The 14,093-nt window shown below is 70.4% G+C and carries 13 protein-coding genes and 1 tRNA gene; 8 read left to right on the top strand and 6 right to left on the bottom strand.

The window, feature by feature from the left end; translation table 11 throughout:
• The first annotated feature begins 36 nt into the window (after window positions 1-36).
• The 4 genes from Q8W67_RS07840 to Q8W67_RS07825 all read left to right on the top strand — a co-directional run bounded on the left by Q8W67_RS07840 (window position 37) and on the right by Q8W67_RS07825 (window position 3,157).
• Entirely contained in the window at window positions 37-1,614 is a 1,578-nt protein-coding gene (locus tag Q8W67_RS07840) for an aldehyde dehydrogenase (NADP(+)) (protein ID WP_305543258.1), read from the top strand.
• Window positions 1,615-1,765: 151 nt separating this feature from the next.
• Window positions 1,766-1,840 (top strand) — tRNA-Gln (locus tag Q8W67_RS07835).
• Between the two features lie 161 nt (window positions 1,841-2,001).
• Window positions 2,002-2,400: a hypothetical protein gene (locus tag Q8W67_RS07830; RefSeq protein ID WP_305543255.1), complete on the top strand. Its 399-nt coding sequence runs from the start codon at window positions 2,002-2,004 to the stop codon at window positions 2,398-2,400.
• A 46-nt stretch (window positions 2,401-2,446) separates the two neighbouring features.
• Entirely contained in the window at window positions 2,447-3,157 is a 711-nt protein-coding gene (locus tag Q8W67_RS07825; protein ID WP_305543252.1) for a GntR family transcriptional regulator, read from the top strand.
• A gap of 9 nt (window positions 3,158-3,166) precedes the next feature.
• Here the strand turns inward: Q8W67_RS07825 and Q8W67_RS07820 are convergent, their stop codons facing one another.
• Entirely contained in the window at window positions 3,167-3,583 is a 417-nt protein-coding gene (locus Q8W67_RS07820) for a nuclear transport factor 2 family protein (RefSeq protein ID WP_305543249.1), read from the bottom strand.
• Window positions 3,584-3,780: 197 nt separating this feature from the next.
• On the opposite strand from Q8W67_RS07820, the gene Q8W67_RS07815 reads away from it, so the two are divergent.
• The 4 genes from Q8W67_RS07815 to Q8W67_RS07800 are packed head-to-tail and all read left to right on the top strand — an operon-like array spanning window position 3,781 to window position 9,217.
• Entirely contained in the window at window positions 3,781-4,962 is a 1,182-nt protein-coding gene (locus Q8W67_RS07815; RefSeq protein WP_305543247.1) for an ABC transporter substrate-binding protein, read from the top strand.
• 9 nt (window positions 4,963-4,971) lie between these two features.
• Window positions 4,972-5,841: a branched-chain amino acid ABC transporter permease gene (locus Q8W67_RS07810; RefSeq protein WP_305543243.1), complete on the top strand. Its 870-nt coding sequence runs from the start codon at window positions 4,972-4,974 to the stop codon at window positions 5,839-5,841.
• A gap of 4 nt (window positions 5,842-5,845) precedes the next feature.
• Window positions 5,846-8,314 carry an ATP-binding cassette domain-containing protein gene (locus tag Q8W67_RS07805; protein WP_305543241.1) on the top strand — a complete coding sequence of 823 codons (2,469 nt, stop codon included), beginning with the start codon at window positions 5,846-5,848 and terminating at the stop codon, window positions 8,312-8,314.
• A gap of 12 nt (window positions 8,315-8,326) precedes the next feature.
• Window positions 8,327-9,217: a polysaccharide deacetylase family protein gene (locus Q8W67_RS07800; RefSeq protein ID WP_305543239.1), complete on the top strand. Its 891-nt coding sequence runs from the start codon at window positions 8,327-8,329 to the stop codon at window positions 9,215-9,217.
• 235 nt (window positions 9,218-9,452) lie between these two features.
• On the opposite strand, the gene Q8W67_RS07795 is transcribed toward Q8W67_RS07800, so the two are convergent.
• Genes Q8W67_RS07795 through Q8W67_RS07775 form a run of 5 tightly spaced genes read right to left on the bottom strand, consistent with a single transcriptional unit; the run spans window position 9,453 to window position 14,080 of the window.
• Window positions 9,453-10,469, bottom strand: a complete 1,017-nt coding sequence (locus Q8W67_RS07795; protein ID WP_305543237.1) for a biotin-dependent carboxyltransferase family protein — start codon at window positions 10,467-10,469, stop codon at window positions 9,453-9,455.
• Window positions 10,466-11,194 (bottom strand): allophanate hydrolase subunit 1, encoded by a 729-nt coding sequence (locus tag Q8W67_RS07790; RefSeq protein WP_305543234.1) that lies wholly within the window; start codon window positions 11,192-11,194, stop codon window positions 10,466-10,468. Before Q8W67_RS07790 ends, Q8W67_RS07795 begins: the two co-directional genes overlap by 4 nt.
• Complete coding sequence (locus Q8W67_RS07785) at window positions 11,191-11,952, bottom strand: 5-oxoprolinase subunit PxpA (RefSeq protein WP_305543231.1); 762 nt, start codon at window positions 11,950-11,952, stop codon at window positions 11,191-11,193. The genes Q8W67_RS07790 and Q8W67_RS07785 overlap by 4 nt, the downstream gene beginning before the upstream one ends.
• Before the next feature lie 5 nt (window positions 11,953-11,957).
• Complete coding sequence (locus tag Q8W67_RS07780; protein WP_305543228.1) at window positions 11,958-13,289, bottom strand: MFS transporter; 1,332 nt, start codon at window positions 13,287-13,289, stop codon at window positions 11,958-11,960.
• Window positions 13,290-13,333: 44 nt separating this feature from the next.
• Window positions 13,334-14,080, bottom strand: a complete 747-nt coding sequence (locus tag Q8W67_RS07775; protein ID WP_370693840.1) for a putative hydro-lyase — start codon at window positions 14,078-14,080, stop codon at window positions 13,334-13,336.
• Window positions 14,081-14,093: the final 13 nt, after the last annotated feature.

The raw sequence follows: 14,093 nt of genomic DNA, 5'->3' as shown, positions 1-14,093 counted from the left end.
GCGGAGATTCCGCCGCCTTTCGAACTGGAGCAGGATATGACCGTGCGCGGCGAGAACCTGATCGGCGCCCAGGCCCGGCGCGGCACAGAGGCGACCTTCCGGGCCGTGGCGGCAGCCACCGGTGAGCCCCTGGAGCCCGACTTTCCCGGCGCGAGCCTCGGCGATCTCGACCGGGCCTGCGCCCTGGCGGACGCCGCCTTCGACACCTACCGCGAGGCCGCCCCGGAGGCCCGGGCCGGCTTCCTCGAAGCCATCGCCGCCAACCTCCTCGACATCGGCGACGACCTGCTCACCCGCTGCATGGCGGAGACCGGGTTGCCCCGTCCGCGGATCGAGGGTGAGTGCGCCCGCACCGTCGGCCAGCTGCGCCTGTTCGCCGGCGTCGTGCGCGAGGGTAGCGCGGTCGGGGTCCGCATCGACCCGGCCCTGCCGGACCGCAAGCCGCTGCCGCGACCGGACCTGCGGCTGCGGCGCATCGCGGTGGGACCGGTGGCGGTGTTCGGCGCGAGCAACTTCCCTCTCGCCTTCTCGGTGGCGGGCGGCGACACAGCGTCGGCCCTGGCGGCTGGCTGCCCGGTGGTCGTGAAGGCGCATCCGGCACATCCCGGAACCTCCGAACTCGTCGGGCGCGCCATCCAGCGGGCGGTATCGTCCTGTGGCCTGCCGGAGGGCACGTTTTCCCTGCTGTTCGATGCCGGCCAGTCCATAGGGCGGGCGCTGGTGGCCGATCCCCGGATCTGCGCCGTGGGCTTCACCGGATCGCGCCGGGGCGGGACGGCCCTGATGGACATCGCGGCCCGGCGCCCGCGCCCGATCCCGGTCTATGCGGAGATGAGCAGCATCAACCCGGTCCTGCTGTTCCCGGGCGCGCTGGCGGCGCGCGGCGCGGCCATCGGGCGGGCCTTCGCGGCCTCCCTGACGCTGGGCGCAGGGCAATTCTGCACGAATCCTGGCCTGATCCTGGCGCAGCCCGGGGCCGGCCTCGACGCCTTCGTGGCCGCGGCCACGGCCGCCCTGCGGGAGAGTCCGGCCTCGACCATGCTGACCCCGGGGATCCATCGCGCCTATCGCGAGGGCGTCGCGCGCCTGGCCGGGCACGCCTCGGTCACGCGGCTGGTCGAGGGACCGGAGGGCACCGCGACGCAGGGGCGGGCCGCCCTCTTCGCCACGGAAGCCGATTCGTTCCTGGCGGAGCCGGAACTGCAGGAGGAGATGTTCGGCGCGGCGGCGCTGGTGGTGCGCTGCCCCGACTTCGCGGCGATACGGGCGGTGCTGGAGCATCTCGAGGGCCAGCTCACGGCATCGCTGCACATCGCCCCTGAGGACCATGCGGCGTTGCGCACTCTGCTGCCGCTCCTGGAGCGCCGGGTCGGGCGCATCCTGGTCGACGGGTTCGGGACCGGCGTCGAGGTGGCGCACGCCATGGTCCATGGCGGCCCATACCCGGCGACATCGGACGGGCGCACGACCTCCGTGGGCAGCCTCGCGATCGAGCGCTTTCTGCGGCCCGTGAGCTATCAGGACGTCCCCGAGACCCTGCTGCCCGCCGTCCTTCAGGCCGACAACCCTCTGGGCCTGCCGCGCCGGATCGACGGCATTCTCGAACGCGGCTGAGCCACCGCCACGAGCGCGCGACCGGCTGCCGTCCGGCGCCCTCGCCCCCGGTCGGGCCGGGCACAGCACCATGGCCGCTGGACAGGGACCGCAAAGCCGATCGACGGCTTGCCACGCCGGGTCCCGGCGTCTAGACAGCCCGAGCCCACCTTGGGGCGTCGCCAAGTGGTAAGGCAGCGGTTTTTGGTACCGCCATTCCCAGGTTCGAATCCTGGCGCCCCAGCCAAGCCTCCGCTCAGTCGTTGACCTGATTGCAATCTGTCTCCAGCTGCGCTTGCGGCGGAGCCAGTCGTAGGCAGGGCCGTCGCACGCGCTTGTCCACAAGGTCGGCACGTCGACGATATGTTCTGATGTGTACCGTCGCGGTGCGTCGACCAAGCGCGACCGATGACAGTCGCGCTGCGCCTCGGCACGCCCGACCCGGCCAGAGCACGCAATCTCGGCTGGGCGCTGAACACGGACAACCTCTGCGTCCGGGAGGATGCCGTGATGCGCGAGGCCGGCTTACAGGCCGGGCATGACGCCCGGCTCGATGGCCTCCTGAAGCGGGAGGAATCTGCCCTTTCGGAGCGCGGATCCATCAAGCTCTTGACCGGAAAGCAGACCTTGGGCGTTCCCCCCATTGCCGTCGTTCACCTGACCGTGCTCGCGTCCCCGAAGCGGCCGTTCGTCTTCGCCCGGAGCCTGTGGCGTGACCGTTGCACCCGGAGATCGACTTCGGCAGAGAGCGCGCTGAAGTTTCGTCCGACCGCCCCGGAGTGGATCGCGACCGAGGGAGGACAATGACGGACCATTCCGCAGCGGCATCTGCAGCCAGCTCATATCGTCCTCGATGACGGCGACAGGAGATGGGGATCGCGTGGGCGCGATCTGCCAAGCCCTGCGACGCGCGATCGTCGAACGGGCGCTGGCCCCCGGCGACCGCCTGCCGGAAGATGCCCTCGGCGAGCGGTTCGGCGTCAGCCGCACGATCGCGCGGCAGGCCCTTGGACGTCTGGCCGGTGAAGGATTGGTCGACCTGCGCCGGAACCGGATCGCCGTCGTGGCGACGCCGAGTTGGGAGGACGCCCACGATACCTTCGACGTGCGCATCGGTCTGGAGCGGCTCGTGGTGCGACGCCTCGCGGGGCGGCTCAGCGCGGAGCAGCGCCAGACGCTGCTGGACCAGATCGCGCGCGAAGAGGCCGCTCGAAACGGCCCGGAAGCGGTCTCGATCCGGCTTGCCACCGAGTTCCACCTGATGCTGGCGGGGATGACCGGCAGCGCCGTGCTGACCCGATACGTCGCCGAGCTCGGATATCGCTGCGCCTTGATCCTCTCCCTGTACAGCCGGCCGCATTCCTCCGATTGTGCCGTGAGCGAACATCGCGACATCGTCGCAGCCCTGGTCGAGGGCGATATCGAGCACGCGTGCGCGCTCATGGGCCACCACCTCGACGCGGTGGCCGAGCGCGCGCGCATCGTTCCGCAGACACCGCGCGAGCGCGATCTGGGCCGGTTGCTGGCGCCCTATGTCGAGTCCGCCAGCGGCGGCGGAGCCTGATTCCGGTCGTCAGGCCTTGATGCCGTGCTTGGTCAGCAGGCGCTCGGCACTGTCGTTCCACACCTCCATGGTCACGATCATGCCGTCGCGCACGGTGAAGCGATCGACGTAGCGGTTGCCCTCGAACGGCGTGCCGTCGGGCCATTCCCCGTAGAGCGTACCGAGGCTGTAGACCGTGGTGACGCCGTCCCCCGGCACCACATCCAGCCGCTCCATCCGTTTCTTCACCCAAGCATAGCGATCGGCATTGAAGGCCGTGACCTCGGACGGATTGTCGAAGACGCGTGCCCCGGTGAACACGATCTTGGTGCCCGGCGCCATGTAGCGCGCGGCCGTCTCGGGATCCGGCACCATCGAGGCTTCGAGATAGGCGGTGACGTTGGCAGCGTCGCGCGCCGTCGCCGCAGTCTGTTTCGCGTCGGTCATGGGGTACCTCCAGTCCCCTCAAACTGCCGCAAAGACCGAAAAAGTGCATGCAACAAGTGTATGCACTTTGGCACGAGAACGGGCACAGACTGCTTGCGGACGTGCATGTCCTGATATGTCGAAGCTCCAAAGCCGCGGGATTTCAGTGGCATGGACGTTGCGGTCGACCTGCGGCGCCCTGCTCTCGGAGACACCCCATGTCCTCCTACACCCGTCCCTCCCTGCGCCGCATCGCCGTGACCACGAGCGCATTGCTCGGCTTCGCCATCGCGACGGCGCAGGCGGCCGATACGGTCAAGATCGGCCTGGTCACGGCATTGAGCGGGCAGTCGGCGAAGTCGGGCGAGGCGATCTCGCGCGGGATCGGCCTCGCCATCGATGAGATCAACGCCAAGGGCGGCGTTCTCGGACGGCCCCTCGAACTCGTGGCCCGCGACGACGAGGCCAACCCGTCGAAGGGCGTTCTGGCGGCGCGTGAGCTGATTCAGCGGGTCGGCGTCGTCGCCGTCGTGGGCGGTCTCGACACGCCCGTATCGATGGCGATCGTGCCCATCGCCAACCAGATGAAGGTGCCCTTCCTCGGCCCCTGGGCGGCCGGGACCGGCATCACCCGCAACGGCGCCGCCGACAACTACGCCTTCCGCGTCTCCGCGGTCGACGCTCTCGTCGACGAGGCGCTCGTCGCCTACGCGGTGAAGACCTACGGTGCGAAGAAGCCGGGCATGATCCTCGTCAACAACGCCTGGGGCGAATCCAACCAGAAGGGTCTCAAGGACGCGCTTCAGGCGGCGAACCTGCCGACGGCGGGCATCGAGAAATACGAAGCCAGCGACGTCGACATGGTGCCCCAGCTCTCGCGGCTGAAGGAAGCCGGTGCCGATACCCTGTTCCTCGTCGGCAATGTCGGTCCCTCGGCCCAGGTGGTGAAATCCCTCGACCGGATGGGCTGGGCGGTGCCCGTCGTCTCGCATTGGGGGCCCGCGGGCGGCCGTTTCGACGAACTGGCCGGCCCGAGCGCCGCCAAGGTGCACTTCGTCCAGACCTTCACCTTCGCGGGCAATGCCTCTCCGAAAGCGGCCGCCGTGCTCGACGCGCTCAAGGCCAAGTACCCGGCGATCAAGTCGATGGCCGACGTGACGCCCGCCGTCGGCATCGCCAATGCCTACGATGCGACGCATCTACTGGCGCTCGCCATCCAGGCTGCCGGCTCGACCGAAGGTCCTAAGGTCCGCGACGGCTTCTACAAGATCGGCACCTACCCGGGCCTGATCAAAACCTACGACAAGCCGTTCTCCCCCGAGAAGCACGACGCCCTGGGCCCGGCGGATTACGTGTTCACGCGCTTCAAGGATGGCGAAATCGTCGCCGTGACCAACTGAGCATCGGCGATGCTGACCTCCATCCTCGTCAGCGGCCTCGGGCTCGGCAGCATGTACGGGCTCGTGGCGCTCGGCTTCCACGTGACCTACGCGGTGTCCGGGACCGTGAACTTCGCGCAGGGGAGCGTCGTCACCCTCGGCGCGGTCCTGGCATACTGGCTCGGGGTCACCCTCGGCTGGCCGATGCCGGCGGCTCTCGTCCTCGCGCTGATCGGCTGCGCCCTGTTCGGTCTCCTCGTCGAGGGCGCGCTGGTCCGGCCCTTCGTCGAGCGCGGCTCGGATGCCTGGCTGCTGGCGACGGTGGCGGGCGGCATCGTGCTCGACAACACCCTGCTCTTCACCTTCGGCAAAGAGCCTCGAAGCCTACCGTCGCCGCTGGCCGGCAAGCCGGTGGAGATCCTGGGAGCAGGCGTCTACCCGCTACAACTCGTGATCCCCGTGGTCGGGCTCGTGCTCGCCTTCGCGATCCGCACGGTGTTTCGCAAGACCGATCTCGGACGCGTCCTGCTCGCTGTCGCCCAGAACGCCGACGCGGCACGCCTGATGGGAATCGACGTGCGCCGCACCGTCGCCTGCGCGTATGCCCTCTCGGCGACGCTCGCCGGCGTCGCCGGCCTGCTGATCGCGCCGCTGTTCTCGGTCTCGGCCGAGCTCGGCACGCTGTTCGGCATCAAGGCCTTCGCGGTGGCGATCCTCGGCGGCATCGGCTCTGCGACGGGGGTGATCCTGGCGGGTCTCCTCTACGGCCTCGTCGAGGCCGGCGTCACCGCGACCCTCGGCTCGACCTACACGCAACTCGTGGTGTTCTCGGTGATCATCCTGGCCCTGACCCTGCGCCCCGATGGCCTGCTCGGCCGCGCCGCGGTCAACAAGGTCTGACGCGATGCACCGCCTGCGCTCGGCCCTGGCGATGCGGCTCTGCATCGCATGCCTCACCGCCGCCGCGCTCGGGCTGATCGCGCTGACAGCCGGGTACAGCCATTTCGTGATCGCCCTCGTCGCGCTGACGACGGTGGCGGGCGTCGGCCTCAACGTGCTGCTCGGCCTGACCGGTCTGATCTCCTTCGGCCATGCCGGCTTCTACGCGATCGGCGCCTATGCCAGCGCGATCCTGACGCTCAACGGCGTCAGCTTCTGGCTGGCTCTCCCGGCGGCGGCGCTGATCGCCGCCATCGTCGGCGGCCTCGTCGCGGTGCCGGCGATGCGGGTGAGGGGACCCTATCTCGCCATGCTGACGATCGCCTTCGGCGTCATCGTCGAGCACGGCCTGATCGAGGGCGGCAGCCTAACGGGCGGCCAGAACGGCCTCGTCGTCACCGACGCGCCGAGCTTCCTCGGCGCGCCGCTCTCCGCTGGGGGCCTCGCCGCGTTGGCGGTGCTGGCCGCCGCATCGAGCCTGTTCGGATTCGATGCCCTCGCCCGCAGCCGTCTGGGCCGTGCGATGCGCGCCGTGCGTGATTCGGACGTCGCCGCCGCGGCGCTCGGCTTCGATCCGGTCCGGGTGAAGACCCTGGCTTTCGCGATCTCCGCGGCCTTGACCGGCCTCGCGGGAGCAATCCTACCGCCGCTGATGCTGTTCATCGCGCCGAGCTCCTTCCCCTTCTCGCAATCGATCCTGTTCGTGCTCTCGGTGATCGTCGGGGGTGCCGGCACCGTGCTCGGTCCCCTGTTCGGCGCCCTCGTCACCGTCCTCCTGCCGGAGGCGCTGTCGGGACTGGCCGAATACCGCCTGCTGTTCTTCGGGCTCGCGACGCTCGCTGTGCTCTGGCTGGTGCCGTCGGGTCTCGTCGGCAGCCTGGCACGTCTGCTGCCCCGCGGCGTCGACGAGCAGGTGCGTGGCGATGGGCGGGCTGCGCCGCTGCCCGAGGGTGCACCGGGCGAGGCTCTCGTCGTCGACGGGATCGGCATCCGCTTCGGCGGCATCACGGCGGCGGAGGGCGTCGGCGTCACCGCACGGACGGGGGCCGTCACCAGCGTGATCGGACCAAACGGGGCCGGCAAGACCACCGTGCTCAACATGATCTCGGGCTTCTACCGCCCGAGCGCCGGCGCGATCCGGCTGGGCGGGCGCGAACTCGCCGGCCGGCCGGCGCATGTCGTCGCCCGCGCCGGCATCGCGCGCACCTATCAGACGACGCGCCTGTTCGGCTCGCTGCCGGTGATCGACAACGTCGCCCTCGGCTTCGCGCCGGGACGTCTCTGGCGCCTCGGTCGAGTCGGCGATCGAAGGATGGCCTCGGCTCTCCTCGCCTTCGTCGGTTACCGCGGCTCGCTCGACCGCTTGGCCGCCGAGCTGCCTCATGTCGACAGGCGGCTCGTCGAGATCGCCCGTGCTCTCGCCGGCGGTCCGACGGTCCTGCTGCTCGACGAGCCCGCCGCCGGCCTCTCGCGGGCCGACACCGATCGGCTGGCCCAGCTGATCCGCAGGATCGCCGATCACGGCATCGCCGTGATCCTCGTCGAGCACGACATGCCGCTGGTGATGGGGATCTCGGATCACATCCTCGTCATGGATGCGGGACGCCCGATCGCGCAGGGGACGCCGGCCGAGATCCGCCGCGATCCGGCGGTGCTGCGCGCCTATCTCGGCGACGCGGATACACCGGCCCGGCCGCGCGGCGCCCCGTTGCAGGGGGCGGCCGATGCCGTCCTCTCTGTCCTGAGCCTCACGGCGGGCTACGGCGCCGCTCCCGTCCTGGACGGCATCGGTCTGGACGTCCGGCCGGGCGAGACCGTCGCCTTGCTCGGGGCCAACGGTGCCGGCAAGTCCACGGTGATGCGGGCCCTATCGGGGCTCCTGCGTCCGGTCGAAGGGGCGATCGTGCTCGACGATCATCGCGTGGACACGCTTCCCGCGCACCGGATAGCACGCCTCGGCCTCGTCCTGGTGCCGGAGGGGCGGCAGGTTTTCCCGGAACTCAGCGTCGTCGAGAACATCCGGCTCGGCGCCTTCGGGCGTGGAAGGCCGATCGACGACGCCGAGGTGGGGCGCCTGCTCGACCGGTTCCCAAGGCTGCGGGACCGGGCCGGAAGCCGGGCGGGTCTGCTCTCCGGCGGCGAGCAGCAGATGCTGGCCATCGCCCGCGGGCTGATGGCGCACCCGCGCATCCTGCTGCTCGACGAACCGTCGCTCGGCCTCGCCCCGTCGATGATCAACGCCCTCTATGCAACCGTAGCCGAGCTGCGCGATGAGGGTGTCACCATCCTCATCGTCGATCAGATGGCGGCGCTCGCCCTCACAGTGGCCGATCGCGGCTACGTCCTCGAGCAGGGTCGCGTCGTCGCAAGTGGAACCGCCGCCGAGCTGTCGGCGGACAAGGGACTGGAAGCCGCCTATCTCGGCGCAGCGTAACAGGAAAAATTCATGGACACGGGCTCGGGACATGGTCGCTACGCCTACAGCGCCCTCCCGGATCGGCCGGTCTTCGACTGGCCTGAAGGCAAGCGCCTCGCCGTTTATGTCGGATTGAACCTCGAAACCTTCGCTTTCGGCGAGGGCCTGGGTGCCGAGCTCGCGCCGGGCGGCCCGCATCCGGACGTGCTCAATTATGCCTGGCGCGACTGGGGCAATCGGATCGGCGCTTGGCGGATCGCCGACATGCTGGACGGGCTGGCGATGCCAGCGAGCGTGCTCGTCAACAGCAATCTCTACCGAGACTGTCCTGGACTTATCGAGGCGTTCCGAGCCCGCGGCGACGAGATCGTCGCCCATGGACGGAGCAATGCGGAACGACAGGGTCTTCTCGGCGAGGCCGAAGAACGGTCTCTGATCGCCGAGGCGACAGCCGTGATCGCGGCGCACGAAGGGCGTGCGCCGGCCGGCTGGCTCGGCCCCTGGATCTCACAGTCGCGGGTGACGCCCGATCTTCTGGCCGAGGCCGGCTACCGCTATCTGCTCGATTGGGACCACGACGACCAGCCGACCTGGTTCCAGACGCGTGACGGAGGCCGCATCCTCGCGGTGCCGTACCCGCAGGAGCTCAACGACATTCCCGCCATCGTCGCCCGCAAGGATTCCGGACGGCAATTCGCCGAGATGATCGTGGATGCCTTCGACGAGATGCTGGAGCAGTCGGTGCATGCGCCGCTCGTCATGGGCATCGCACTCCACCCCTACATCGTCGGGCGCCCGCACCGGCTGAGACCCCTGCGCCGAGCGCTGCAGCACGTCGCCAGCCATCGCGCCGACATCTGGCTGACAACGGCAGGAGCGATCGCCGACCACATCTTCGCGCAGCCGGCCGACCCAAGCTGACGCGGCTTGAAAGGTGTCTCGAGAGCGGCCGTTCGGCCTACGCTCAGCTCAAGGCGGCGGTTTCGCGCCCATCGCGGAAGATCGGGTGTAGGCACGTCCTCCCGTAGGCGGGTCTTCTGGCGTTGCCTTGAGCCCTGCGCACAATGCGATCCCGTGAAGGCAGACGACGGAAACCGGTCGATCGATCTGGGCAGGCCTGTCGCGGTTTGCGGCAGGCCCCTCCAGAGACGGGACGCTAGGCACGGCCGTCCGTGACGCCGCCGACGAGATTGAGTCCGAGAAGGAACTGCGCCGAGAAGTCTGTACGCAGCACCGGCTCGCGCGGCACGTCCTCTTTCAGGATCGCCGCCTCGGCGCGGCGGGCGGCGACCGCCTCGTCCACCGTCACCGCGGTGAAGGACAGGCGCGTGCCGCCCTGCGCCTGGGCGAGCCGGCCGAGGTCGGACCCGATGACGGTGGCGATCTTCGGATAGCCGCCAGTCGATTGCCGGTCGGCCATGAGCACGATCGGCAGGCCGTTGCCGGGGACCTGGATCGCCCCCATCGCGACCCCGTCCGACACGATGTCGTGCCCCCTCATATGGGTGAGGGGCGGCCCGTCGAGGAAGCACGCCATCCGGTCACCCCGCGCCGAAACGGTCCAAGGTCCTTCAAGGAAGGCCGCGATCTGGTCCGGGGAGAAATAGTCGTCCTGCGGGCCTAGCACGACGCGGATCCGGGCGGGATCCCGGTCGAGCCAGGGCGCGAGGAGGCGCTGCGGGGCATCGTCCCCGGCGCGGGCCTGCGCGACGGCGAGGCGGTCACCGGCCCGCAGCCCGCGCCCGTCGAGGCCGCCCAGTGCGGAGCGGGTGTGCGTCGCCGTTGAGCCGAGCACCGGGGCGACGGCGAGGCGGCCGCAGACGGCGATGTAGCCCCAGGCCCCGGTGGGGCCGGCCCGCACGGTAAGGGTCTGCCCCGGTGCCAGAGTCAGCGCGCAGGAAGGCGGCAGCGCCTCGCCGTCGAGGGCCACGCGGAAGCCCGCCGAGACCAGGGCGAGGCCGAGCGGCCCTTCCGGCGCGGCGAGGGTGAGGCCACCGGTGGATATCTCGATGGCGGTGGCGTCCGGCGGGTTGCCGGCGGCACGGTTGGCGGTGGCGAACATCAGCGAGTCCATGGGACCCGCCGCGGTGATGCCGAAGCGCAGGTAGCCCCGGCGGCCGCGATCCTGCAGCGTCACACCCGGCCCGGCGGCCTCGATGGCGAGAACGGTCACCGGATTCCCTCCTCCCGCCGCGCGACGCGTTCGCCGGCGGCCTCGCGCCGAGCGAGTTCGGTGAAGGTCGCGGCGTCCACTGGCTCGAACCGGATCCCGTCACCGGGGCTCACGAAGAAACTCTCGCTGCGCTCCGGCGCATAGAGCCGGCACGGGGTGGCACCGAGCACGTACCAGCCCGTCGGCATGGGCACGGTGGCGACCGCGGCGAGACCGCCGCCGATCATGACGGCGTTCGTCGGATGGGGCGGCCGCGGGCTCGGCCGCCGGGGCACCGCCAGCGCCTCGGGCAGTCCCCCGAGATAGGCGAAGCCCGGGGCGAAGCCGTACATGTAGACCCGGTAGGTCGCCCCGGCATGGAGGGCGGCGACCGTTCCCGGCGGTTGTCCGACCAGCTCGGCGACCGCTTCGAGATCCTCCCCATGGGGCGCCTCGTAGCAGCAGGGCAGGACCCACAGGGCGGGAGCGGCGGCGCGGCGGGGATCTCCGCGGGTAAGATCCAGGACGCGCCGGGTCAGCGTCCCCCGGTCGAGGACCATGGGATCGTAGTGGATCATCAGCGAGCGGTACGTCGGCACAGTCTCGGTGATTCCGGCCGGCTTGTCCGCCGCGAGGGCGTCGTCGAGGGCCAGCACCCGGTCGTTGATGGCCGGGTCGACCGCTACGCCGAACTCGACGACGAGAGCGGCCTCGCCCGCGTCGAGGATGCGAGGGGGCGCGCTCACGGGCGGAACGGCAGCAGTGTAACGCCCGCGCCCTCCAGCCGGGCCCGCACCGCGCGGGCGGTTGCGACGGCATGGGTGGAATCCCCGTGGACGCAGATCGATCGGATCGGCGTCGGCAGGCTCGTGCCCCCGGCCGTGAGGATGGCGCCCGCCGCGACCATCGCCAGCACCCGCGCGGCGGCCTCGTCCGTATCGGTGATGAGCGCCCCCGGCCTGCCTCGAGGGATGAGCTGACCGTCCTCGGTATAGCCGCGGTCGGCGAAGATCTCCTGATGGACGTCGAGTCCGCAGGCCGCGCCGGCCGCCACCTGGGCGGTGAGCGCGATGGCGAGCAGCGCCAGGTCTCGATCGACCGCCCGGACCGCCCGCGCGATGGCGTCGGCCACGGCGCGGTCCTCCGCGGCGAGGTTCGCGAGTGCCCCGTGGGCCTTCACGTAGGTGATCCGGTGGCCCGCATAGGCCGCCAGCCCCGCCGCCGCGCCGACCTGATAGGCGACGAGCCGCTCGATCTCGGCCGGGGTGAAGGGCATGCGCCGCCGCCCGAAGCCCCACAGGTCCGGGAAGCCCGGATGGGCGCCGACCGCCACGCCCCGCTCCCGGGCCAGGCGGAAGGTCGAGGCCATGATCTCGGGATCGCCGGCATGAAGGCCGCAGGCGACGTTGGCGGAGGTCACGACGGCGAGCATGGCCTCGTCGTCGCCGCAGGCATAGGCGCCGTAGCCCTCGCCGAGATCCGCATTGAGATCGACGCTTCCCATGTCCGTCACTCCGCTTGCCGTATGGCCCCCACGCGCACTCCCGCCGATCCCGCCGGGATGGCGCCGCCCTCCCGCCCAGCCGGCTCGGGCCGGACCGGGGCCTCGGTGCGGATATCGAGTTCGCGTCCCGCCGTCTCCGGCAGGAGAAGCGCGGCGACGATCACGAGGCAATAGGCGCTGGCCGCCACCGTCCCGATGGCGATGCCGAGTGTCAGCGATCCGCTGAGGTAGCCCACCAGCGCCGGGCAGACCGCCCCCGTGGCGCGGCCGAAATTGTAACAGAACCCCTGCGCCGACCCCCGCACCCGGCTCGGAAACAGCTCGCTCAGAAAGGCCCCCATTCCGGAGAAGACGCCCGACAGGAAGAACCCGAGGGGGAAGCCGAGGAACAGCATCGCCGAGTCGGTGATCGGGATCAGAGTGTAGCCGAGCACGAGGAGGGCGGCGCAGAACCCGAACAGAATGAAGCCCCTGCGGCGGCCGATGCGGTCCGAGAGATAGGCGCTCGTCAGGTAGCCGAGGAAGGACCCGAAGATCAGGATCAGCAGATAGCCGCTGGTGTTCAGCACCGAGAGGTTGCGCTCGGTCTTCAGATAGGTGGGCAGCCACGTGGTGACGGCATAGTAGCCGCCCTGCATCCCCGTCGCGAGGAGGCTCGCCAGGGCCGTCCGGCCGATCAGGTCGCGGGAGAAGATATCGAGGAAGCTGCCCTCGTCCCCGGCATCCCGCATCGCCGAGCGCGTCTGCCGATAGACCTCCGGGTCCTCGATGTTTCGGCGGATCCAGAAGATCAGCACCGAGGGCAGCGCGCCGAGCCAGAACAGGATCCGCCACGCGCGCGCAGGCTCGGCAAGGGCGAAGACCGCCCAGAAGGCGATGGCGGCGCAGGCCCAGCCCACGGCCCAGCTCGACTGGACGAGCCCCACCGCCTTGCCGCGGTAGCGGGCCTGGATCGTCTCGGCGATCAGCACCGAGCCCACCGACCATTCGCCGCCGAAGCCGAAGCCCTGCAGGGCGCGGGTGACGAGGAGCTGCTCGTAGGATTGCGTGAAGCCGCTGAGCACGGTGAACACCGTGAACCACGCCACGGTGCCCTGCAGGACCACGACCCGGCCGTAGCGGTCAGCCAGGATACCGGCGGCCCAGCCGCCGATCGCCGAGGTGACGAGAGCAGCGGTGGCGATGTTGCCCGCCTCGACCTTGGTCAGGCCCCAGACCATGGCCAGGGTCGGGATGAGGAACGTGTAGACCATGTAGTCGAAGGCATCGACGCCGTATCCGGCGAAGGCCGCCCCCAGGACCCGGCGCTCCGGCGGGCTCGTGTCTTTCAACCACATAGCGGATCTCCTCAGCGGAAGGGGTGGCACACGGCGCCGGGCCCTCACATGAAGGGCAGGTCGCGATTCAGGAGATCGGTCACCAGCATGTGGCCGGGGGCGTGGGTGATGCAGAGCGGCAGGCGCGCCGCCATCGCCACGGCCTGGGGCGTCACCCCGCAGGCCCAGAACACCGGGATCTCGTCGGGCTCGATCGTGACGGGATCGCCGAAATCCGGTCGCGCGATGTCGCGGATGCCGATCAGGCTCGGATCGCCCAGATGGACCGGGGCGCCGTGCACCGCCGGTACCCGGGCCGTCACCTGCACCGCCCGGATGGCGTCGGCAGCCTTCATCGGCCGCATGGAGACCACCAGGGGGCCGTGGAAGGGGCCGGCCGGCCTCGTGGGGATCGAGGTCCGGTACATCGCGACGTTGAGGCCCTGTGCCACGTGCCGGAGGGGGATGCCCGCTTCGATCAGCCCCGACTCGAAGGAGAAGGAGCAGCCGAGCACGAAGCTCACGAAGTCGTCCCGCCACAGGCGCGTCAGGGCGGGCACCTCGGCCACCATCTCGCCGTGCTCGTATACCCGGTAGGCCGAGATGTCGGTGGCGATGTCGAGGTCCTCGCCCAGGGCCGGCAGGTCGCGGGCGCCGGGCTGCGACACCGCCAGAACCGGGCAGGGCTTCGGGTTCTGCTGGCAGAAGCGCTGGAAATCCTCCGCCAGGGCGCGGGGCAGGATCATCAGGTTGCCCTGGACATGGGCCGGCGCGAGCCCCGACGTGTGCCCGCGCCAGCGGCTGGCGCGGATGGCCCGGCGAACC

This window comes from Methylobacterium sp. NEAU K (genome assembly GCF_030700285.1).
Lineage (GTDB): Bacteria > Pseudomonadota > Alphaproteobacteria > Rhizobiales > Beijerinckiaceae > Methylobacterium.
Note: the sequence above shows the minus strand (reverse complement) of the source record. Positions and strands in the feature narration are given on the sequence as shown.

What these genes read in the sequence shown, in the direction of transcription:
- Q8W67_RS07815 (WP_305543247.1), top strand. Translation starts at nt 3,781, where the DNA reads ATGTCCTCCTACACCCGTCCCTCCCTGCGCCGCATCGCCGTGACCACG.
- Q8W67_RS07825 (WP_305543252.1), top strand. Translation starts at nt 2,447, where the DNA reads ATGACGGCGACAGGAGATGGGGATCGCGTGGGCGCGATCTGCCAAGCC.
- Q8W67_RS07830 (WP_305543255.1), top strand. Translation starts at nt 2,002, where the DNA reads ATGACAGTCGCGCTGCGCCTCGGCACGCCCGACCCGGCCAGAGCACGC.
- Q8W67_RS07805 (WP_305543241.1), top strand. Translation starts at nt 5,846, where the DNA reads ATGCACCGCCTGCGCTCGGCCCTGGCGATGCGGCTCTGCATCGCATGC.
- Q8W67_RS07785 (WP_305543231.1), bottom strand. Translation starts at nt 11,952, where the DNA reads ATGGGAAGCGTCGATCTCAATGCGGATCTCGGCGAGGGCTACGGCGCC.
- Q8W67_RS07840 (WP_305543258.1), top strand. Translation starts at nt 37, where the DNA reads ATGACCGTGCGCGGCGAGAACCTGATCGGCGCCCAGGCCCGGCGCGGC.
- Q8W67_RS07800 (WP_305543239.1), top strand. Translation starts at nt 8,327, where the DNA reads ATGGACACGGGCTCGGGACATGGTCGCTACGCCTACAGCGCCCTCCCG.
- Q8W67_RS07820 (WP_305543249.1), bottom strand. Translation starts at nt 3,583, where the DNA reads ATGACCGACGCGAAACAGACTGCGGCGACGGCGCGCGACGCTGCCAAC.
- Q8W67_RS07780 (WP_305543228.1), bottom strand. Translation starts at nt 13,289, where the DNA reads ATGTGGTTGAAAGACACGAGCCCGCCGGAGCGCCGGGTCCTGGGGGCG.
- Q8W67_RS07810 (WP_305543243.1), top strand. Translation starts at nt 4,972, where the DNA reads ATGCTGACCTCCATCCTCGTCAGCGGCCTCGGGCTCGGCAGCATGTAC.